At 73.1% G+C, this 18,211-nt stretch carries 16 protein-coding genes and 1 pseudogene; 7 read left to right on the top strand and 10 right to left on the bottom strand.

The features are described 5' to 3' along the window. Positions 1 to 128 precede the first annotated feature (128 nt). Genes ABZ454_RS17280 through ABZ454_RS17270 form a run of 3 tightly spaced genes read right to left on the bottom strand, consistent with a single transcriptional unit; the run spans position 129 to position 3,488 of the window. The gene (locus ABZ454_RS17280) at positions 129 to 1,700 is read right to left on the bottom strand and encodes a 3-hydroxyacyl-CoA dehydrogenase (protein WP_359539090.1); all 1,572 of its coding nucleotides are present in this window, start codon (positions 1,698 to 1,700) and stop codon (positions 129 to 131) included. Positions 1,701 to 1,746: 46 nt separating this feature from the next. Then, complete coding sequence (locus tag ABZ454_RS17275; RefSeq protein WP_359538824.1) at positions 1,747 to 2,523, bottom strand: CoA-transferase; 777 nt, start codon at positions 2,521 to 2,523, stop codon at positions 1,747 to 1,749. Between the two features lie 47 nt (positions 2,524 to 2,570). After that, positions 2,571 to 3,488 carry a CoA-transferase gene (locus tag ABZ454_RS17270; protein ID WP_359539088.1) on the bottom strand — a complete coding sequence of 306 codons (918 nt, stop codon included), beginning with the start codon at positions 3,486 to 3,488 and terminating at the stop codon, positions 2,571 to 2,573. 158 nt (positions 3,489 to 3,646) lie between these two features. On the opposite strand from ABZ454_RS17270, the gene ABZ454_RS17265 reads away from it, so the two are divergent. Next, positions 3,647 to 4,543: a LysR family transcriptional regulator gene (locus tag ABZ454_RS17265; RefSeq protein WP_359538821.1), complete on the top strand. Its 897-nt coding sequence runs from the start codon at positions 3,647 to 3,649 to the stop codon at positions 4,541 to 4,543. A gap of 48 nt (positions 4,544 to 4,591) precedes the next feature. On the opposite strand, the gene ABZ454_RS17260 is transcribed toward ABZ454_RS17265, so the two are convergent. The 6 genes and pseudogenes from ABZ454_RS17260 to ABZ454_RS17235 form a co-directional block, all read right to left on the bottom strand. Beyond that, positions 4,592 to 5,614: a hypothetical protein gene (locus ABZ454_RS17260; protein WP_359538819.1), complete on the bottom strand. Its 1,023-nt coding sequence runs from the start codon at positions 5,612 to 5,614 to the stop codon at positions 4,592 to 4,594. Continuing rightward, on the bottom strand, positions 5,607 to 6,161 hold the full coding sequence (locus tag ABZ454_RS17255; protein WP_359538817.1) for a GAF domain-containing protein: 555 nt from the start codon (positions 6,159 to 6,161) through the stop codon (positions 5,607 to 5,609). Before ABZ454_RS17255 ends, ABZ454_RS17260 begins: the two co-directional genes overlap by 8 nt. After that, positions 6,145 to 7,020: a S8 family serine peptidase gene (locus ABZ454_RS17250; protein WP_356312376.1), complete on the bottom strand. Its 876-nt coding sequence runs from the start codon at positions 7,018 to 7,020 to the stop codon at positions 6,145 to 6,147. Before ABZ454_RS17250 ends, ABZ454_RS17255 begins: the two co-directional genes overlap by 17 nt. Beyond that, positions 7,017 to 10,289, bottom strand: a complete 3,273-nt coding sequence (locus ABZ454_RS17245) for an AAA family ATPase (RefSeq protein ID WP_359538814.1) — start codon at positions 10,287 to 10,289, stop codon at positions 7,017 to 7,019. The genes ABZ454_RS17250 and ABZ454_RS17245 overlap by 4 nt, the downstream gene beginning before the upstream one ends. After that, positions 10,286 to 10,663, bottom strand: coding sequence for an aroma-sacti cluster domain-containing protein (locus tag ABZ454_RS17240; protein WP_356312775.1), 378 nt, complete (start codon positions 10,661 to 10,663; stop codon positions 10,286 to 10,288). The genes ABZ454_RS17245 and ABZ454_RS17240 overlap by 4 nt, the downstream gene beginning before the upstream one ends. Positions 10,664 to 10,666: 3 nt before the next feature. After that, positions 10,667 to 10,897, bottom strand: a pseudogene (locus tag ABZ454_RS17235) (helix-turn-helix transcriptional regulator); the annotation flags it as partial. A 261-nt stretch (positions 10,898 to 11,158) separates the two neighbouring features. Between ABZ454_RS17235 and ABZ454_RS17230 the strand changes: the two are divergent. The 5 genes from ABZ454_RS17230 to ABZ454_RS17210 all read left to right on the top strand — a co-directional run bounded on the left by ABZ454_RS17230 (position 11,159) and on the right by ABZ454_RS17210 (position 17,139). Then, positions 11,159 to 11,356, top strand: a complete 198-nt coding sequence (locus tag ABZ454_RS17230) for an aroma-sacti cluster domain-containing protein (protein ID WP_356312382.1) — start codon at positions 11,159 to 11,161, stop codon at positions 11,354 to 11,356. A gap of 104 nt (positions 11,357 to 11,460) precedes the next feature. After that, positions 11,461 to 12,825 (top strand): radical SAM protein, encoded by a 1,365-nt coding sequence (locus tag ABZ454_RS17225; protein WP_359538811.1) that lies wholly within the window; start codon positions 11,461 to 11,463, stop codon positions 12,823 to 12,825. Next, positions 12,825 to 13,418, top strand: a complete 594-nt coding sequence (locus ABZ454_RS17220; protein WP_356312388.1) for a flavoprotein — start codon at positions 12,825 to 12,827, stop codon at positions 13,416 to 13,418. The genes ABZ454_RS17225 and ABZ454_RS17220 overlap by 1 nt, the downstream gene beginning before the upstream one ends. Positions 13,419 to 13,525: 107 nt before the next feature. Further along, positions 13,526 to 14,932, top strand: coding sequence for an MFS transporter (locus ABZ454_RS17215; RefSeq protein ID WP_359538809.1), 1,407 nt, complete (start codon positions 13,526 to 13,528; stop codon positions 14,930 to 14,932). Continuing rightward, positions 14,929 to 17,139, top strand: coding sequence for a radical SAM protein (locus ABZ454_RS17210; RefSeq protein ID WP_359538807.1), 2,211 nt, complete (start codon positions 14,929 to 14,931; stop codon positions 17,137 to 17,139). Before ABZ454_RS17215 ends, ABZ454_RS17210 begins: the two co-directional genes overlap by 4 nt. A 63-nt stretch (positions 17,140 to 17,202) precedes the next feature. On the opposite strand, the gene ABZ454_RS17205 is transcribed toward ABZ454_RS17210, so the two are convergent. Continuing rightward, positions 17,203 to 17,571 (bottom strand): VOC family protein, encoded by a 369-nt coding sequence (locus tag ABZ454_RS17205; protein WP_356312397.1) that lies wholly within the window; start codon positions 17,569 to 17,571, stop codon positions 17,203 to 17,205. 60 nt (positions 17,572 to 17,631) lie between these two features. On the opposite strand from ABZ454_RS17205, the gene ABZ454_RS17200 reads away from it, so the two are divergent. Further along, positions 17,632 to 18,090: a MarR family transcriptional regulator gene (locus ABZ454_RS17200; protein ID WP_359538804.1), complete on the top strand. Its 459-nt coding sequence runs from the start codon at positions 17,632 to 17,634 to the stop codon at positions 18,088 to 18,090. Positions 18,091 to 18,211: the final 121 nt, after the last annotated feature.

The raw sequence follows: 18,211 nt of genomic DNA, 5'->3' as shown, positions 1-18,211 counted from the left end.
ACGCCGCACCGCCCGGCGCGGCGCCCTGCGGCTCCTCGGTGGTGCGTATGGCGGCGTCCTGCCGGCTCCCTGGTCCCGCGCGCGGGCTGACCCGACCGGGCGCGGGTCCGGGCAGGGCGCCGGGTCGTTCACACTGCGCTGTCGCCCTCCCCGCCGCCCAGGCAGTCCGCCGGCGAGGTGCCCGGGTCCGTCAGGGCCAGGCCGAGGGCCGCGCGTTCGGCGACCCAGCGGGTCGGGCGGTGACGCGGGTCGCCCGTCGTGGCGTACAGGGCCCGGTGCAGCTCCAGCATCCGGACCGCGCCGATCCGCTCGCCCCAGGCCAGCGGGCCCACCGGGTAGCCGAGACCGGTCGTCACCGCCAGATCGATGTCGGCCGGCGTCGCCAGCGCGCGCTCCGCGATCGACGCCGACACCGACACGATCGACGCGAGCAGCCGCTGCGCGATGGAGCCCGCCGTGTCCCGTACCACCGACACCGCGAACGGCTCCCCGCCGTCCGCAGCCCGCGCCAGCACCGCACGGGCGTCCCGGGCCGCCGCCGGCTCCGCGGCCGGGGTCACGGCCAGCACCCGGCGGCGCCCGGCAGTGGGCAGCGGGTCCACACCGAAGGTCCGCCCCGCGGGCAGCGCCTGCGCGGCCACGGCCGAGGCGACCGTGGTGCCCCAGACCGGAACCAGCACCAGCGCCCCGGCGGAGGGGGCCGCGCCGGTCCTGACCGTCGCGCCCGCCGCCGTCAGGGCCGCCCGGAGCGCGACGGCGTCCGCTTCCCCGGCCGGCGACGGGGCGACGACGTGCACCGGCCGCTCCGGGTCGCCGGTGACCGGCGCCTCCGGCGCGGGCGCGGCCGACTCGGAGCCGTACGGGAACCAGCCGCGCCCCGTCTTGCGCCCGTGCAGCCCGGCCGCCACCCGGTTCGGGGTCAGGTAGGAGGGGCGGAGCCGGTCCTCGTGCCGGAAGCCCGCCCAGATCGAGTCGATGACGGCGGCGGTCACATCGAGTCCGGTGAGGTCCATCAGCTCGAACGGGCCCATCCGCAGGCCCAGGACGTCCCGCGCGATGCGGTCGATGCCCGCCGGGTCGGTGACCGTCTCCTCCAGCAGGGCGAGCGCCTCCGTCACCAGTCCGCGCCCGGCGTGGTTGACGAGGAAGCCGGGGGTGTCGGCGACCGTGACCGCGCGGTGCCCACAGCTCTCCACGAGCGCGGTCAGCATCGGCGCGATGTCCGGGCGCGTGGCGGCGCCGGGCACCACCTCGACGATCCGCATCAGCGGGACGGGGTTGAAGAAGTGCAGCCCGGCCAGGCGCGTCGGGTCCTTCAGCGCGGCGGCGATCCGGGTCACCGACAGCGAGGAGGTGTTGGTGGCGAAGACGGCCGAGGCGGGCAGCGCCCGCTCCAGCCTGCCGAAGACCTCCGTCTTGGTGGCCAGGTCCTCCCGTACCGCCTCGATGACCACCTCGACCCCCGGGCCCTCGGCCCACGGGTCGTCCAGCGGGACCAGCCGGTCCAGGGCGCCGGCCGCGTCCGCATCGGACATCCGGCCCTTCGCCACGGCCCGTTCGAGCATGGAGCGCACGAATTCGGCCGCCTCCGTCACTGCCTGGGGCCGTACGTCGCCCAGCTCGACGGTGTGTCCGGCGACGGCCGCCCACTGGGCGATGCCGCGGCCCATGGCTCCGGCGCCGACGATCCTGATACGCATGGTGGTCATGGTCCTCTCGATGGTGCGGGACAACCGGCAGGGGGCTCTAGCGCAGGTACACGCGCTCCGGATCGACATCCTCGCGCAGCAGCCGCAACTCCGCCCGCGTCGGGGGCGGTACCTCGTCCACCGTGTCCGCGACCCGCAGGTCCCAGCCGGTCGCGGCGCGGACCTGCTCCACCGTGACGCCGGGCTGGACGGCGACCAGACGCAACTCCTCGCCCACGCCCTCGCGGGCCAGGATGCCCAGTTCGGTGACGACCCGGGTGACGCCGGCCCCCAGCGGTCGGATGCCCTCGGCGAGGGCGCGGTCGGGCCCCGGGGTGGTGCAGAAGTCGAGCTCCGCCGGGAAGGAGCGCGGATGGTGACGGCGCATCACCACGAAGACCTCGCGCGCGTTGGCCATCACCTCGACGCCGCCGCCCGAACCGGGCAGCCGCACCGACGGCCTGTCCCACGTGCCGATCACCGAGGTGTTGAGGCTGCCCCAGCGGTCGATCTGCGCCGCGCCGAGGAAGCCCACGTCGATGTGACCGCCCTGGAGCACGCAGCCGAACAGCACGGGCATCGGGATCACCGCCTCCGCCCCCGTGACCAGGACCGCGTCGGCGATGGTCTCCGGCAGCCGCGAGGGGTGGGCCCCGCAGACCCCGGACTCGTACACCACCTCGATGTCCGGGGCGACCGTCAGACGGGCCAGTTCGGTGGCGAGGGTCGGCAGGCCGATGCCGGCGAACACGGTGCGGCGCCCGGCCAGTTCGCGGGAGGCGACGACCGAGAGCAGCTCGGACGAGGTGACCGCGCCCGGGGCGCTGACGGTCATGGCCCCTCCCTTCCCGCGTCCCGCGGCGGCGGTTCCCCCGGACGCGCTCACAGCCGGCGCCCGTAGTCCACCGGCGCGCTGAGCGCCTCGCCGACCGCGAGCCCGGCCCAGAACTCCTCGCCGAGCCGGTCGACGTACTCCGCGTGGTCCGCCGTCCCGCGCACCCATGTGTCCAGCCAGTCCTGGAGGCGCCGCGGGTCCTTGCTGATGTGCGACCAGGCCCGGTAGAAGGCGTTGTCCCGGTCGTAGTAGCCCTGCGCGAACGAGGGATGCGCCCCACGCGGGCAGCAGACCACCGCGTCGACCGCGTGCGCGGGGACGAGCGTGCGGTTGGGGTCCGAACGGATCACCTCGTCGTCGACGATCTCCTCCACGACCACGACCGCCGTGTCCGCCGCGTACACCGCCTCGGCCTGCACGCCGGTCAGCCCCCAGATCTGGGTGTTCCCCCGGCGGTCGGCGCGCTGGGCGTGGATGATCGTCACGTCCGGGTTGACGGGCGGCACGACGTAGATCTGCTCGGGCTCACCGTCCGGACCGGGGTACGGCGAAGTCACCTTGCGCAGGCCGCTGTTGACGTTCGGCAGATCGCTGCCCGCGTAGGAGCGCAGCGGGTGGAACGGCAGGCGCTGCGCCCCGGCCAGATAGCGGCAGACCATCCCGTAGTGGCTGTACTCCTCGAAGGCGAGGGGCGCCGGGTCCGCGCTCTCCACCCGGCGCCGGAGCTCGCCGAGCGAGCCGGCCGAGGAGTTGCCCACGAACGAGGAGACCAGCCGGGTCACACAGCCCGCGGCGATCATCTGGTCCACCACGATGTCCGCGGTCATCCGCACGACGGTGAGGTCGCGCCGGCCCTGACGGATGATCTCGTGCCCCGCGGCGGTCGGGACGAGATGGGTGAAGCCTTCGAGGCAGACGGTGGCGCCGTCGTGGACGAAGGCGGCGATCGCCGCCTTCATCGACATCGTCTTGTCTTTCCGGTCCGTCGGGGCCACGGTGCTCCTCTGCGTGGGCGGGCGCGCGCGTCGCCCCACGGTGTCAGCGGCCTTTGTACGCTGTCCAATACCGAATTAAGCTCGGATCAAGACGTCGGACGGATCAATGGGTGCCGGAAGGGGTGGGCATGGAACTGCGCCACCTGTTCGCTTTCGTCGCCGTGGCCGAGGAGCTGCACTTCGGCCGGGCCGCGAAGCGCCTGCAGATGGCCCAGCCGCCGCTGAGCCAGCAGATCCGTCAGCTGGAGAAGGAGCTGGGCGTCCAGCTGTTCGAGCGCAACACCCGCTCGGTCCGGCTGACCAGTGCGGGGGAGTCCTTCCTCCAGCCGGTGCGGACCGTGCTCGACGACCTCGACACCGCCGTACGGGCCGCGAAGGCGGCCGGCCGCGGCGAGTTCGGGCGGGTCAGCATCGGCTTCGCGGGGGCCTCCAGCCACGCGACGCTGCCCCGGCTGACCCGGGCGGTGCGTGCCGCCCACCCCGCGATCGAGCTCGCCATGACGGGCCAGACGTACGCCAACGTCGCGCTCGCCCGGGTCGCGGACGGCTCGCTCGACCTGGGGTTCGTCCGCCTGCCGGTGACGCAGCCGGGCGTGAGCTTCCGGGTGATCGACGAGGAGGAGCTGGTGTGCGCGCTGCCCTCCGACCATCCGCTCGCCGCACGGGCGAGCGTCCCGATCGCGGTGCTGGCCGGGGAGCCGTTCGTCTCGTTCCCGGCCAACACCGGCTCCACCGTGCGCGACGCGATGGTCGGGGCCTGCGAGGCCGCCGGGTTCAATCCGCGGGTGGTGCAGGAGGCCCCGGACTCGTACACGATCCTGGCCCTGGTCGCCGCCGGTGTCGGGGTGACTCTGACCGTCACCTCCGTCCAGCACATCCAGCAGAGCGGACTCGTCTACCGGCCGCTCGCCGGGCCGCCGATCAGACGGCAGGCGGCACTGGCCTGGCGGGCCGACAACCCCTCGGCCGCCCTGCGCGCGGTGCTCGCCGTCGCGGAGAGCGCGCTGCCCACCCCCACCCGCTGAGCCGGCCGCCCCATGGGGCGGGCCCCCGGTCCCCAGCGCGGGCCCGGGTCACGACAGGGGCGGAGGGTGCGCGGGCGCGCGGGCACCGGAGCCCGCGCCGAGGAAGGCCAGCAGGTTGACGGCCGCGGGGCGGGGGTCACCCACGGCGGACCAGTGGAGGTCCCGTACGGTCCGCACGACGGCCCGGGTCACCAGGTCGACGCCGGCCTTGCGCTCGAACCACTGCCAGTCGCCGTGGGTGTTCATCTCCAGGAACACGGCCTCGCCCCGGTCCGAGAGGACGTCGAAGGCCCCGTAGACGAGGCCGGCCGCCCCGGCGAGGGCGCGTACCGCCGCGGCCACGGCGGCCGGGGGGCGGACGTGCCGCACGCGCACCTGGTCCGGACGGGTCCAGATGTCCCGCGGGTGCGCCTTGGCCACCTCGAAGGCATGGAGCTCACCCCCGGCGAAGTAGACCCGGAACTCGGCCTCGTGCTCGACGTACTCCTGGAGCACGACCGGCGTGCCGCGGGGCAGGCCGGGCAGGCCGGCGAGCTGGGAGCGGTCCAGCACCTGCGGCAGGTACCAGGCGAGCCGGCCCGGCTCCGGTTCCACGAAGTGCCGGTCCAGGACCTTCAGTACGTACCGTTCGGCGGGGAGCAGGCCGGCGGCGCCCGCGGGGTCGGTGGTCACCACGCCCCGCGGGGTCCGCACGCCGAGCGCCCGCGCCTGGGCGTGCTGCACCAGCTGACCGGGATCGGCGGCGCCGATGGCGGCCGGGGACGCGAGGGCCAGCTGCCGGGCCAGCACGGTCCACGCGTCGCGGTACACCATCCGGCCGCCGACGGGACCGGCCGGTGAATCGTCCGGTGCGGCCCGCAGGGAGAAGTGCCGCAGCCAGGTCACCGTGGGGGCGAAGCGGTGGCCGTCGAGGGTCAGCGTGTCGTCGGGCGCGAGGAAGGCCTCGACGCCCGCCAGGCCGTCCGCGTCGAGTCGGTGGACGGGCACGCCGATCCGGCGCAGCAGGGAGGCCGCCTCGGTGGCCTCCCCGTCGCCGCGTCGGCTGAGGATCAGCACGCACCGGTCAGCCATGGGGCTCGGCCAGCAGCGACTCCGCCAGGTCGAGGAGCTGGAGGGCCTTGCCGGAACGCCGGCTGGGCCCGGCGGCGCGCAGCCGGGTGAGCAGTTCCAGGCCGATGGCGGCCTGGTCGGCCAGCAGGCCGAGGAGTTCGACGTCGGCCATGTCCCTGACGCCGCCGCCTCCGCGGTCCAGCACCTCCAGCACGCCGACGCACTCGTCGTCGCTGAACAGGGGCGCTGCCATGATGCTGTTGGGTACGTACCCGGTGGAAGCGGCCGCCTCGCCGGAGAAGTGCTTGGAGTCGCGCAGGTCGTCGACGAGCATCGACTGGCCGGAGGCGGCGACCCACCCCGCGATGCCGGTGCCCGCGGGGAAGCGGGACCCGACGAGCTGGTCGTCCCCCTCGCCGGCGACGGCTTCGAAGACCAGGTCACCGGCCTCGGCGTCGATGAGGAAGATCGAGGAGGCCGCCGCGCCGAAGACGTGGCGCGCGACTTCGACGATGGACTGCAGCAGGCGGCGCTCCGTGGGCGTCGCGGCATCATGAGAAATTGTCATGCGCACCTCCAAATTGACCGGTCATGTTCCCGGCGCAGAGGAACAGCACCGTCTTGAGCTGGAAGGGTGTGAGCCAGGGGTGCTTGCCGAGGATCAGCGCGCACAGGCCCGAGATGTGCGGTGCGGCGAAGCTGTTGCCGGTCGAGCGGATGGTGCCGCCGCCGGGCCACGCCACGGGCACGCGAACGCCGCGGGCGTGGAACTCCACGGGCGGCGAGGGGTTGTAGTAGTAGGTCATGGGGTCGTCCTCGTCGTGGCTCGCGACCGAGATCACCGAGGAGAAGGACCAGGGATAGCTGGGCACGGGCCGGTTGTGCGCGGAGACGACGAGCGTGCACCGGCGGAAGTAGGCCCGGTCGACGAGTTCGTGGAGCTGAGCCGTCAGGGCCGGCCGGGTCGTCGCCAGGCTCAGGTTGATGACGTCGAAGTTCTGGTCGATGGCCCAGGCCAGCCCGGCGATCAGGGCCGGGCCGCTGCCCGTCTTGCCGTCGGTCAGCACCTGGGCGGACGAGACGGAGACCTGCGGGGCGACCGAACGGATCAACCCCGCGCAGGCGGTGCCGTGCCCGGCGCGGTCGGTGGGGTCGCACGGTTCCATGTCCACCCCGCCGTCCTCGTTCTGCACGGCGGTCACCGCGCGGTCGACCGTGCCGACCAGCGGATGGCCGCCTTCGACCCCGCTGTCCACGACGCAGACGCGGACGCCGGAACCGTCGGCGCCGCCCCAGGCCCACTCGGGGGAGATCGAGTCCATCGGTACCGTCGAGAACGCCTGCAGCGTCTGCGCGCGGGTCGCGCCCCATGCCGGAACTCCCGGCGTGGAGGCCCTCGGCGACCGCCTCCAGGGTGGATCGCTCATCGGTTCTCCTCCAGCTCGGCCGTCCACGCGCGTACCGTCCGGGCGGGAAGGACGGCCTCCTTCGCCGTCAGGGCGGCCAGCGCCCGCTCGGCCGCCCGCCGGGCGCGCACCGGCTCACCGGCGGCGTCCAGGACCCGGGCCGCCTCGAACCAGACGTCGCCGACGAGGCAGGGGTCGTCGGTGCGGTCCAGGGTGGCGGTGGCGCGCTCCGCGGCCCCGACCGCTTCCCCGAACGCACCGGCCCGCGCGCGCACCCGCGCCCGCAGGGCCAGCCGGACGGCCTGGGTGCGCGTCTCCGAGGGCGTGTCCGCGGGCGGATCGGCGAGCACGGCCGCGTCGATGCCGCAGCCGGCCCGGAACCGCTCCCGGGCCGCGTACAGGTGAAGGGTCGCCGCGGTCCTCGTCTGGCCGAGCCCGGCGAGTCCGGCCGCCGCCGCCGCGTAGTGGCCGGCGGCCGGCAGGTACGCACCGGAGAGGGACTCGACGAACCCCGCCGTCTGGTCGGCCGCGATGCCGCCGAGGGTCAGCGCCAGGTCGTCGGAGTGCCGGCGGGCCAGCGCGACGTCCTCGCGGGCCGCGTCGACCCGGCCCGACAGGGCCAGATGACGGGCCCGGGTCAGCAGGATCGGCACGAGCAGGCCGCGGTCGCCGTCGAAGCGCCGGACCAGGTCCTCGCACAGCGCGATCGCCTGGGTCAGGGGGGTCGGCGACCACTGCGTCAGTTCGCAGATGGACGCGAGGATCCGGTTCCCCTCGTACGTGTCGCCGAGTCCATGGGCCCGGGCGAGCGCCTTGCGCATGGCGCCTTCGGCGGCGCCGATCCGGCCCTCGGCGAAGCTCCGCAGCGAGACCAGCTGATGCAGTCTGCACCAGCTCAGGTCGTCTGCCGGTCCCGGCGCGGCGTACGGGGCGCCGGGGACGTCCGCGGCACCCGGGGTGTGGAGACCCTCCGGCGCGTACGCGGTGCCGCGGTCGTCCCCGGGCTCCGGTTCGCCCGAGCGCAGCGCGATCAACTGCCGCAGGATGGCGCAGGTGTCGTGCGTCGGGAGGTCGCCCACGTTCCTGCGCTCGGCCTCGGCCACGGCCTGCCGGGCGCTGCCCCAGCGGCCCAGCGCCGCGTACGCGTCGGTGATGCGGGCGGCGAGAACCCGGTGCTGGGGATCGCCGTCCGGCGTCAGGTCGCGGCCGTGTTCCATCAGCGAGACGGCGGCGGGCAGGTCGCGGCGGTGCAGCGCCCGGTACCCCGTGGCCACGAGGGCACGCGCCGCGCGGCTGGTCAGTGCCGGCAGCCTCGGGTCGCCCGGGTCCGCCTCGGAGAGCAGCCGGCACGCGGATTCCAGGTGGTGGGCGAGGTCGCCCTCCGCCGCCGGGCCCGGTACGGACGCGCCCCGGGGCCGTGCTTCGAGCCGGTCCGCGAGCACGGTGTGCCAGGCCGCGCGCCGGGCCTTGGACGTCATCTCGTACAGCGTGTCCCGGGCGAGCATGCGGGTGAACCTGTACGCGCCGGGCGGCCCGTACAGGTGGATCACCCGGGACCGCCGCAGCCTGCTCAGGGCGTCGTCCAGGACCTGGCCGGCCAGCGCGGGCGCGTCCTCGGCGAGCGCGCGCACGTCCTCGGTGGTGAACGACCCGCCGACGCCCGCCGCGCGCTCCAGCACGGCGCGGTCGGCGGCCGGCAGGCGGTCCAGCCAGGCGGTCAGCAGGACCCGGATCGTCGTGGGGACGCCCTGGGCCACGGACCGGTGGCCGGTCAGGTTCTCCAGCAGCAGCTCGGCGAACAGCGGATTGCCGTCGCACTCCCGCACGACGCCGGCCAGCGCCTCGTCGGTGCAGACCGCCTCCTGCGCGGCGACCTCCGTCCGGTCCGCGAGGAGGCCGACGAGCCGTTCGGTCTGATCGGGGGGCAGCGCGTCGAGACGCAGTGTGAGGCCTTCACCGGGCGTCCGCGCGGCGGCGGCGACCACGGCGCGCGGCACGTCGGGCGGCATGGGCGACGTGCCGCCCGCGGGGCCTTCGGGGGGATCGGCGGTCTCGGCGCGGGCCACGCGGATGATCAGCAGCTCGGTGTCGTGGGCCCCCTCGGACAGGTCGGCGATCGTGTCGGCGAGGGTCGGCTGCGCCCACTGGAAGTCCTCCAGGACCAGGACCACGGGGGTACGCCGTCCCAGGGCCTCCAGCAGCCGCCGGAACGCCCACCCGATCTCGTCGACGCTCACCGGGAGCCCGCTCTCGCCGCGGACGCCCAGGGCGACGGCGAGCGCGGTGACGGCACGGTCGGCGCTCGGGCGCAGGGTCTCCAGCGTGCTCCGGACCTCCTCCCAGCCGCCGGGCAGGGTCCAGACCGCCTCGGCCAGCGGGCGGTAGGCGAGCTTGGCGCCGTACGCCTGGCAGCCGGCGCGCAGGATCACGGCGTCCTCGTCGCGGTGGCCGGCCAGGAACTCCCGCACGAGCCGCGACTTCCCGATGCCCGCGGGACCGGTGACCGTGACGAGACGGCTGCGGCGCTCGCGGCGCACCGCGCCGAACTCCAGGATCAGCGCGTCCAGTTCGGCTTCGCGGCCGACGAGCGGTACTAGGTCCTCCTGGCTCGCTCCGTCGAGGACTCCGAGGACCCGCCAGGCGGGGACGGGGTCCCTCTTGCCCTTCACCCGGAGCGGGGTGACGGCCTCCAGACGGACCCTGCTGCCCACCAGGCGGGCCGTTTCGCCGCCGATGAGGATCTCGTGCGGTTCGGCGTGGGACTGGAGGCGGGCGGCGGTGTGCACGACGTCGCCCACCACCCGGGCGGCGCCGCCGAGAGCTCCCGCCACCACGGCCTCTCCCGAGACGATCCCGCAGTGGGTGTCGAGCCGTACCACCCCGCCGGACCCGCCGGACCCGGACGCGGCCCCGGTCTCGATGGCCGCCACGGCCTCCCGTACGGCGTACGCGGCCTGGACCGCGTGCAGGGCGTCGTCCTCATGGCTGACGAACGCCCCGAAGACGGCCATCACGGCATCGCCGATGAACTTCTCGACCACGCCGCCGTGTTCGGTGACGGCTGAGGTGCACGCCGTGTAGTACCGGTCCATCGTGCGCCGCAGGGCCTCGGGGTCGAGGGTCTCGGCGAGCACGGTGGAACCGACGAGGTCGATGAAGACTGCCGTAACGATTCTGCGGCTGTCCGAGGAGGGCGCCCCCGCCGTGAGCGGCGTGCCGCATTCCGGGCAGAACCGGGCTCCGGCCGGCACCGCGGTACGACAACTGCCGCACCGTGCGACCTCGTTCACAGGAGCTTGAGGTCCTGACCCTCCACCTCTCCCGTCACCGCTTCCAGGCGCCCCTTGACCGAGTTGAGCACCTGGACCTCGTGCTCGCTGAGCTCGGAGAGGACGGAGCGCTGCTCGACCGCCAACAGGTCCACCGGGTGGCCGGCCTCACGTAGTGCGTGCAGGGCGTCGAAGGTCATGGCGACCGGTACCTCGTTCCCGTAGTGCGGCCAGTCGAGCGTGGCGCCGACCGGTCCGATCGAGCACTCCGCGACCGCTGCCGCCGCGAGGGCGCCGAGGGCCTCGGGAGCCTCCTGCCGCTTCCGCTCCTCCGCGGGCAGCGGCGGCCAGGTTCCCTGGACCAGAACGCCTTGGGCGTACAGTCGCGCAATCATTTCCGTACGGTTCGACGCGCCCGTTCTCCGAAGCATGTTGCATAAATGTGCCGCCACCGTGTGCGGGCTGATGCAGAGGTCTTTCGCGATATGCCGGTTCGAGAAACCGGCGGCCACGAGCGAGGCGATCAAAATCTCACGTCTGGTCAAACCTCTGGCCTCCGCCTCCGTCTGCGAAGCGTGAACCCGCAAGCGAATTTCGTCACTCACGGAGCCAGAATAGCTGCGGGTCATGTTCCGGACAAGAAGGCAATTTCATCGGATGAACCGTGACGGTTTCAAGTCACCGACCGGGTCGCTCTGCCCCTTTTGGCACTTTCTGCGTGGCCGGTTTCCACGCCCCCGGCTGCCGGACCGATCGAGACCGGCCGACTTCGCGCCGGGGCTCCCGCCCCTGCCGCCATCCATAGTCGATTGAGGGATAGGAAGCCGGGTGGCACCGGAGCAGCCTTGCCGTCGTACCAGCCAGTGCCCCTCTCCACGAAGGAGTGACACATGTCGCAAGCACCCCTCGAAGCACTGCGCCGCGCCGGCACGCCGGTCGAGCTGCTGTCCGAGTCCGAGCGTGAGGTCTTCACCGCCCTGAGCCCGGACGAGGTCGCGGTCCTGGGCTCGATCCAGGCGCGGCTGAACGCCGTGTCGGCCGCGGTCGAGGGCCAGCAGGCGGACTCCAACACGAACGTCGTCTGCTGATCCCAGCCGGCGTACGCGCCCGGTCCGGCGGCTCCGGCCGCCGGACCGGGCGCGGGAACGCGCGCCGGGACCGCCGTCTGCCGGGACACAGTGGGAGGGTTGGGATGGACCAAGTCAGCAGATACCTGGTGATGAGCGACCGTGCGTACGCCGACGACACGGGCGCGCGGGTGCGGCTCGCGTACAGCACCCGCACCGCGAACACCATGGCGGTCGACCTCGCCACCGCCCGGGCGCTGGAGGCCGGGGATCCGGCCGCCCTCGCCCCGGCGTGGGCCGGCGCACTGCGTACCGCGGAGATGCTCGTACCGGCCGGCGAGGACGAACTGTCCGCCGTACTCGACCGCAACCGGCGCGCCTCGGCGGACCGCTCGGCGGTCCACATCGCCCTGCTGCCGACGTCCTACTGCAACATGGGATGCGCCTACTGCGGGCAGCAGCACACCCGCGGCGGCCTGTCGCACACCCACCGCAGCCGCGTCCGCGACCGGGTGCTGCGCGCCGTGGCCGCCCCGCACACGCGCAGCGTGCGCATCGACTGGTTCGGGGCCGAGCCGATGATGGGCTACGCGATCATCCGCGATCTGGCCCCCCGGTTCGTCCGGGCCGCGGCCGAGCGCGGGGTCGCCTACTCGTCGGTGATCGTCACGAACGGCTCACTGCTCACCCCGGCGAAAATCGACACCCTCATTCGCTCGTGCGGGGTCAACCATTTCGAGATCACGGTCGACGGCCCACCGGAGATTCACGATGAGCACCGGCCGCTGAAAAGTGGCCAGGGTTCCTTCTGGAAAATAGTGCGCACCGTGCGTTCCGTACTCGACGAACCGGATTTACAATCCGCCCATTTCACGTTCCGCACGAATGTGGACGCGCACAACCAGGACGATGTCCCCCGCTATATCGAGCTGATGGCGGAGCTGGGTTTCGACCGCCCCAATGTGTCCTTCTCGATCGTTCCCGTCCACTCGTGGGGGAACGACGTGTCGGCGATCGAGGTGTCCAAGCAGGCCTTCGCGGAGCAGGAGACGCACTGGTTGCGGCTGCTGTCGGAGCACGGCCTCCACGCCCAGCTGCTCCCGAACGTCGCGAAGAAGGTCCTCTGCCCCGCCACGACCACCTCGTCGGAGATCATCAGCAGTACGGGCAACATCTTCTCGTGCAGCGAGTACCCCCTCGTCCCCGAGGCCGAGCGGACCCTCGCGCTGACGCACATCGACCGTGCGGGGCCCGAACCCGTGCGACCGGTGGGGCCCTTCGACGGCTGGAACGACGAGATCGAACGGGGCAGTACCTGGTGCAAGGGCTGCGTGTTCATGCCGACCTGCGGCGGATCCTGCCCCAAGGCCTGGCAGGAAGGGCATCCGCCCTGCCCCGGCTACAAGTTCAACTTCCAGGACCGGCTGGACCTCGTCGCCTCCCAGTGCGGTCTGAGCCCCGCGCCAGGTGAGGCCTCCGGAGTCCGGTGATGACGAAGGCCGCCACGGGCGGCCCCCCGCGCCGCCTGCTCCTCGGGGTGTGCGGCTCGGGAAACGTGCTCGCGCTGCCGCAGTACCTCATGGCCCTGCGGACCGGCCTGGGCGACGGCGTCGACATCCGCATGGCGATGACGCGCTCCGCGGCCGCGCTCGTACCGGCCGCGACCATGCGACTGCTGTGCCCGGAGGTCTACTGCGACGGCGAGGACGAGATGACGACCGGTCATGTCGCCCCCGCCGTATGGGCGGAGCGGTTGGTCGTGCTTCCCGCCACGGCCAACATGCTCGGCCAGGCGGCCCACGGACTCGCCTCCGGACTCCTCAGCTCGGCGCTGCTGGCCCACGAGCGCCCGGTGCTGTTCTTCCCCAGCATGAACCGCCTGATGTGGGAGCGGCCGGCGGTGCGCCGCAACGTGGCCCAGCTGCGGGCGGACGGACACGCCGTCGTGGACCCGGTGCCGGCCCCCGCCTGGCAGGTCGCCGCCCAGGACGTGCAGAAGAACCTCGGCCTGCCGCCGCCCGCGACCGTGACCGCCGTGATCAGCGAGTTCCTGCACATGGACGTGGGCCCGCTGGGCGGCTGAGTGCCGGAGGAGGCACGGCGGAAAGGGCGGAACAGGACGGGCATCCCCCACCAGCGGAAGCAGGAGGACGAGACGTGGCACCAGCCGGTCAGAGGATCCGTACGGCCATGGCGAGCGGACCGATGTCGGTGCGCGGCTTCCGGCTGCTGCTCGCCGGACAGCTCTCGTCGACGGTCGGCGACTACTGCTACGCCGTCGCACTGCCCTGGCTGATCCTGTCCGGCGACGGCGGCCCGGTGCTGCTCGGCACGGTCCTGGCCTGCTACGGCATCCCCCGGGTCGTCACCATCCCGCTGGGCGGGGTGGTGGCCGACCGGATCGGCGGACAGCGGGTGATGCTGATCGCCGACCTGGTGCGCGCCGTGGCCGTCGGCATCCTGGCGGTGGTGGCCTTCACCGGGACACCGACGCTGGCCCAGCTGGCGCCCATCGCGGTGGTCCTGGGCGCCTGTTCCGGTGTCTTCATCCCCGCGTCCTACACCCTCCTGCCCGCCTTGCTGACGAAGGAGGACCTGGGCCAGGGCAACGCTCTGTCGACGATGGTCAACCAGGTCGGCGGGCTCCTCGGGCCGACGGTCGGCGGCGCCCTGGTGGCCGGCTTCGGGGCGGGCCCGGCGCTCACGGTCGACGCCGCGTCCTTCCTGGTGTCCGCGGTGGTGCTCGCCCGGATCCGTACCGGCGCCGGCCCGGCCGACGAGGCGGCGCGGGCGCAGGACGGTCCGGTCGGGCAGGACGGCGGCGCCGACGAAGCAGACGGCACAGGCGACGCCGGAAAGAACACGGCCCGCAAGCCGTCCTTCGTCGAACTGCTCCGCCACGGACGGCTGCTGCACGTCGTCCTCGTGGTGGCCCTGGTCTGCAACCTGGCCTTCAACGGCACCATCGAGGTGGCCCTGCCCGAACTGGCGCACCAGGGCATGGGCGCCGCCGGTTACGGAGTCCTGCTGACCTGCCTGAGCCTGGGCGGACTGGCCGGCTCCGTGCTGGCCGCCCGCAGCCGGCCGGTGGACTCGCCCGCCTATCTGTTCGCCGCGCTCGCGGTGGTCATGGGCGTGGCCCTGGGGGCCGTCCCGTACGCCGGGGGCCTGGTCGGAGCCGCGGTGTGCGTCTGCGTCTACTCGATGGCCAGCGGCTGGCAGAACATCGTCGTGGTGACGATGCTTCAGGTGTGGGCCCCGTCGGCGCTGATCGGCAGGGTCATGAGCCTGGTGATGCTGGCCGTGATGGGCACCTTCCCGATCTCCGTCGCCGTGGCCGGGTTCGGGGTCCGCCACCTCGGGGCGGCGCCGTTCTTCCCGGTGGCGGGCGCGGCCATCGCGCTCGCCGTGCTGGGCGCGCTCACGCAGAAGGCGTTCCGCAACCACCGCTCGGGCACCGAGTACGTGCCCCAGGCCCCCGCGCCGGCGCCGGCGCCCGTGACGGCCCGGGCCCCGGCCGACCTGCCGGCACCCGACGTGCCGGCCGTCCGCTCCACGCATCCACGGCAGGACAACAGTCAGGAGTCACAGCGATGAGCGTGTTCGTTCCGTTGGGCATGCCCCCGTCCGCACCGGAGCCGGACCGTGCGCGGCGGCCGGGGCAGGGGCGGGCCACGGCCGACACCGCGTACCTGCTGGTCAATCCGCCGGTGACCGACCCGACGACCGCCTACCACTCGATCCCGTACCTTGTGGGCGCCGCCCGCGAGGCCGGTCACACCGTGTACGGCTGCGTGGACGCCAATCTCGACGCCTTCGAGTACCTCGCCGATCCCGAGCGCTTCGGCGCGTCGCTCGAAGCCGCCCGCCGGACCCGTGCCGAGATCGGGGGCAGGCAGGCGGCTCCCCGCCGCCACGACGAGATCCGGTTCCGCCAGTCCCTGGCCGCCGAGGGCCTGACCGCCACGTCGGCCCGCGACGCGATCGGCGTGTTCAAGGATCCCGAGCTGTTCTACCACCCCCCGACCTACGCCCAGGCGGTGGCGGTGATGAGCAGGTGGTGGGACCTGCTCGCCCTGGAGATGCCGCCCGGCTCGGCCGACGGGTTCTCGATGCGGGCGAAGTCCACGGTCAACCTGTGCAGCACGGCGGACCTGTCCGACCCGGCGGCGGTAGCGGCTGTCGCCCGCCCCTTCGAGGGCTACTTCGCCGACGAGTTCGTCCCCCGGCTGCGGATGAGGCCCTGGGCGATGGTGGGCCTCTCGGTCAACTACACCAGCCAGCTGCCCGTCGCGCTGCGGATGGCCCGCCTGATCCGGACCGTGCTGCCCGACACGGTGATCGTCTTCGGCGGGACCGAGGTCGGAGACGTGGTCAAGTACGCGGCGGACCCCTCGGCGCCGTGGCAGGTGTTCCAGGACGCCGACCTGATCGTCCCCGGCGAGGGCGAGACGGCGCTCATCGGCATCCTCGACGCGATCGGGGACGGCGCGGTCAGGGGCGGCGCCGCATTCGACGGCATCGGCGGGGTGATGACCCGGTCCCGGCCCGACCCCGTCATCGCGTACGGCAGCGTGGCGGCGCTCGCCGGTCCCGCGTACGACGTGTGGGACTGGGAGCGGTACTGGGCGCCCGAGCCGGTGATCCTCTACAGCCCCACCCGGGGCTGCTACTGGAACAAGTGCACCTTCTGCGACTACGGCCTGAACACCGACCGGCCGACCTCCCCTTCGCGTGAACGCCCCGTGGCCGCCGTGCTGGAGGACCTGAGGGAAGCCAGCCGCTTCGGCAGGACCCTGTACTTCGCCGTGGACGCCATGTCCCCCCGCTACCTGCGCGCACTCGCCGCGGCGCTCGCCGAATCGCCCCTGGACCTGCGGTGGTCCGCCGAGCTCCGGCTGGAGCGCACCTTCCCCGAGCGCGCCGTCGGCGAACTCCTCGCCGCCTCGGGGTGCGTCGCCGTCTCCTTCGGTTACGAGTCCGGCACCCAGCGGGTCCTCGACCTGATCGACAAGGGCGTCAAGATCGACCTGGTGCCGGACGTCCTGGCGGAGCTGGCGCGCAACGGCATCGCGGCACAGATGATGGGCTTCACCGGCTTCCCCACCGAAACCCGGGCGGAGGCGCTGGCGACGTACGAGTTCCTGCAGGACCACGAGAAGCTCTGGACGACCTCGGGCATCGGCGTGTTCTCCCTGACGCCCGGTTCGATCGTGGCCAAGGACCCGGGGAGGTTCGGCGTCGAGCTGATGCCGCTGTCCGCGTCCGACGACATCCGGCGCTACGTGCCGTGGCGTGACCAGAACACGGGGGAGGTGCACTGGCCGGTGCCGGAGGATCCCCGCATCCCGCGGGAGTACATCGCGAGCAATCGCAAGGTGAGCTTCGACCGGCCCTTCGTCGGCGGCATCGACTCCGCGCACAGCCTGCTGTACTTCGCGCGCTTCGGGCGGGGACTGCTGCCGGACGCGCCGCCGGAGGGGACGGGGCGCGAGGAGGAGCCGCGGGTCCGCCTGGTCGAAGAGCCGGTGGTGAGCGTCCCGTTCGCCTCCGTCGAGGGACTGACCGGCGTCGACGACCTGATGGCGGAGGTGGGACGCCGGAGCAGGGAGCACCTGGACACGACATCCGCCGCGTACGGGGACTGGCTGGACGGAGCCGGCACGGCCCGTCCCGGTACCTGCGGGGTGCTGGTCCTCGCCCACGGGGAACTCGTCGAGGTGCCCGCCGGGGTGGACTTCGGCGCGGACAACGCGATGACCCGCGCGCTTCGCCTCATGCTCGCGACCCAGGCCCGCACCTGACGCCCTCCCCGGCCCGGCGGCCCTCGTCTACGGCGTCGATGCCCATGCCCTCCACGGGGCCTGTCAGGCGCGGTCGTGGAGAGTGACGTGGTAGCCGTCCGGGTCGGCGAAGGTGAACGTCCGGCCGAAGGGGCCGTCGACCGGTGCGGAGACGATGGGGTGACCGTCGGCGGCGAGGGCGTCGTGGATGGCCTGGACGTCCGTGGCGTGGAGCCAGAGCGCGGCGCCGATGCCGGGCTGAGCGACGGAGTCGAGATCGGTGCCGGGTACGACGTCGCGGAGAGCGAACGCGATCGGCTTCGTCTCGAAGACGACAGCGTGCGGAGGTCCGGTCTGCGAGCGGACGAGGCCGAGGTACTGCTCGTAGAACGCCTGCGAGGCGTCGAGGTCGCGCGCTTGGAGCGAGATGAAGTCGGGGCCGGTGACGGGCATGGTGCTCCTCCTGGTCATGTCAGTATTCTGACACGGCTCACGGTATGTCAGAATGCTGACATGAGTCAAAACGGTGCGGGCGTCGACCTGGAGACCTCGCTGGGCTACCTGCTGAAAGAGGCTTCGAGCGCGCTCCGCGCAGCCATGGAGGAGGTGCTGCGGCCGCTCGGCATGAGCGTGACCCACTACGCGTGCCTCGAACTGCTGGCTCAACGACCGGGCCTGTCGAACTCCGAGCTCGCGCGGGGCGCGTTCGTGACACGGCAGTCGATGAACGTGCTGCTCCAGGCCCTGGAGCGAGACGGGTACGTGACCAGGCCGGCGAAGGCGCCCGTCGGGAAGGTTCTCCCCACGCGCCTCACGCCTCGCGGCCGACGGAGCCTCGACACGGCGACCGTGGCGGTCCGGTCCGTCGAGGACAGGATGCTGGCCGGCATGACCGGGGCCGAGCGATCAGGCGCGTTCCGGATCCTGCGCAGCATGATCCGTTCCCTGAGCGAGGGGGACGAGAGCGCGTAACGCGTGGTGCCGCGCAGCGCACGGCTCGTCGCGCGGGAGCCGTGTCGTCGGCCCGGGGCCACCGGGTTCATTGAGACGATGGGCGTCTCGAACCAGGGGGAACTGGATATTGGACCGGCTC

It is taken from the genome of Streptomyces sp. NPDC005803 (assembly GCF_040630435.1).
GTDB lineage: Bacteria > Actinomycetota > Actinomycetes > Streptomycetales > Streptomycetaceae > Streptomyces.
Note: the sequence above shows the minus strand (reverse complement) of the source record. Positions and strands in the feature narration are given on the sequence as shown.

What these genes read in the sequence shown, in the direction of transcription:
- ABZ454_RS17280 (WP_359539090.1), bottom strand. Translation starts at nt 1,700, where the DNA reads ATGCGTATCAGGATCGTCGGCGCCGGAGCCATGGGCCGCGGCATCGCC.
- ABZ454_RS17275 (WP_359538824.1), bottom strand. Translation starts at nt 2,523, where the DNA reads ATGACCGTCAGCGCCCCGGGCGCGGTCACCTCGTCCGAGCTGCTCTCG.
- ABZ454_RS17270 (WP_359539088.1), bottom strand. Translation starts at nt 3,488, where the DNA reads ATGTCGATGAAGGCGGCGATCGCCGCCTTCGTCCACGACGGCGCCACC.
- ABZ454_RS17265 (WP_359538821.1), top strand. Translation starts at nt 3,647, where the DNA reads ATGGAACTGCGCCACCTGTTCGCTTTCGTCGCCGTGGCCGAGGAGCTG.
- ABZ454_RS17260 (WP_359538819.1), bottom strand. Translation starts at nt 5,614, where the DNA reads ATGGCTGACCGGTGCGTGCTGATCCTCAGCCGACGCGGCGACGGGGAG.
- ABZ454_RS17255 (WP_359538817.1), bottom strand. Translation starts at nt 6,161, where the DNA reads ATGACAATTTCTCATGATGCCGCGACGCCCACGGAGCGCCGCCTGCTG.
- ABZ454_RS17250 (WP_356312376.1), bottom strand. Translation starts at nt 7,020, where the DNA reads ATGAGCGATCCACCCTGGAGGCGGTCGCCGAGGGCCTCCACGCCGGGA.
- ABZ454_RS17240 (WP_356312775.1), bottom strand. Translation starts at nt 10,663, where the DNA reads ATGATTGCGCGACTGTACGCCCAAGGCGTTCTGGTCCAGGGAACCTGG.
- ABZ454_RS17230 (WP_356312382.1), top strand. Translation starts at nt 11,159, where the DNA reads ATGTCGCAAGCACCCCTCGAAGCACTGCGCCGCGCCGGCACGCCGGTC.
- ABZ454_RS17225 (WP_359538811.1), top strand. Translation starts at nt 11,461, where the DNA reads ATGGACCAAGTCAGCAGATACCTGGTGATGAGCGACCGTGCGTACGCC.
- ABZ454_RS17220 (WP_356312388.1), top strand. Translation starts at nt 12,825, where the DNA reads ATGACGAAGGCCGCCACGGGCGGCCCCCCGCGCCGCCTGCTCCTCGGG.
- ABZ454_RS17215 (WP_359538809.1), top strand. Translation starts at nt 13,526, where the DNA reads ATGGCGAGCGGACCGATGTCGGTGCGCGGCTTCCGGCTGCTGCTCGCC.
- ABZ454_RS17210 (WP_359538807.1), top strand. Translation starts at nt 14,929, where the DNA reads ATGAGCGTGTTCGTTCCGTTGGGCATGCCCCCGTCCGCACCGGAGCCG.
- ABZ454_RS17205 (WP_356312397.1), bottom strand. Translation starts at nt 17,571, where the DNA reads ATGCCCGTCACCGGCCCCGACTTCATCTCGCTCCAAGCGCGCGACCTC.
- ABZ454_RS17200 (WP_359538804.1), top strand. Translation starts at nt 17,632, where the DNA reads ATGAGTCAAAACGGTGCGGGCGTCGACCTGGAGACCTCGCTGGGCTAC.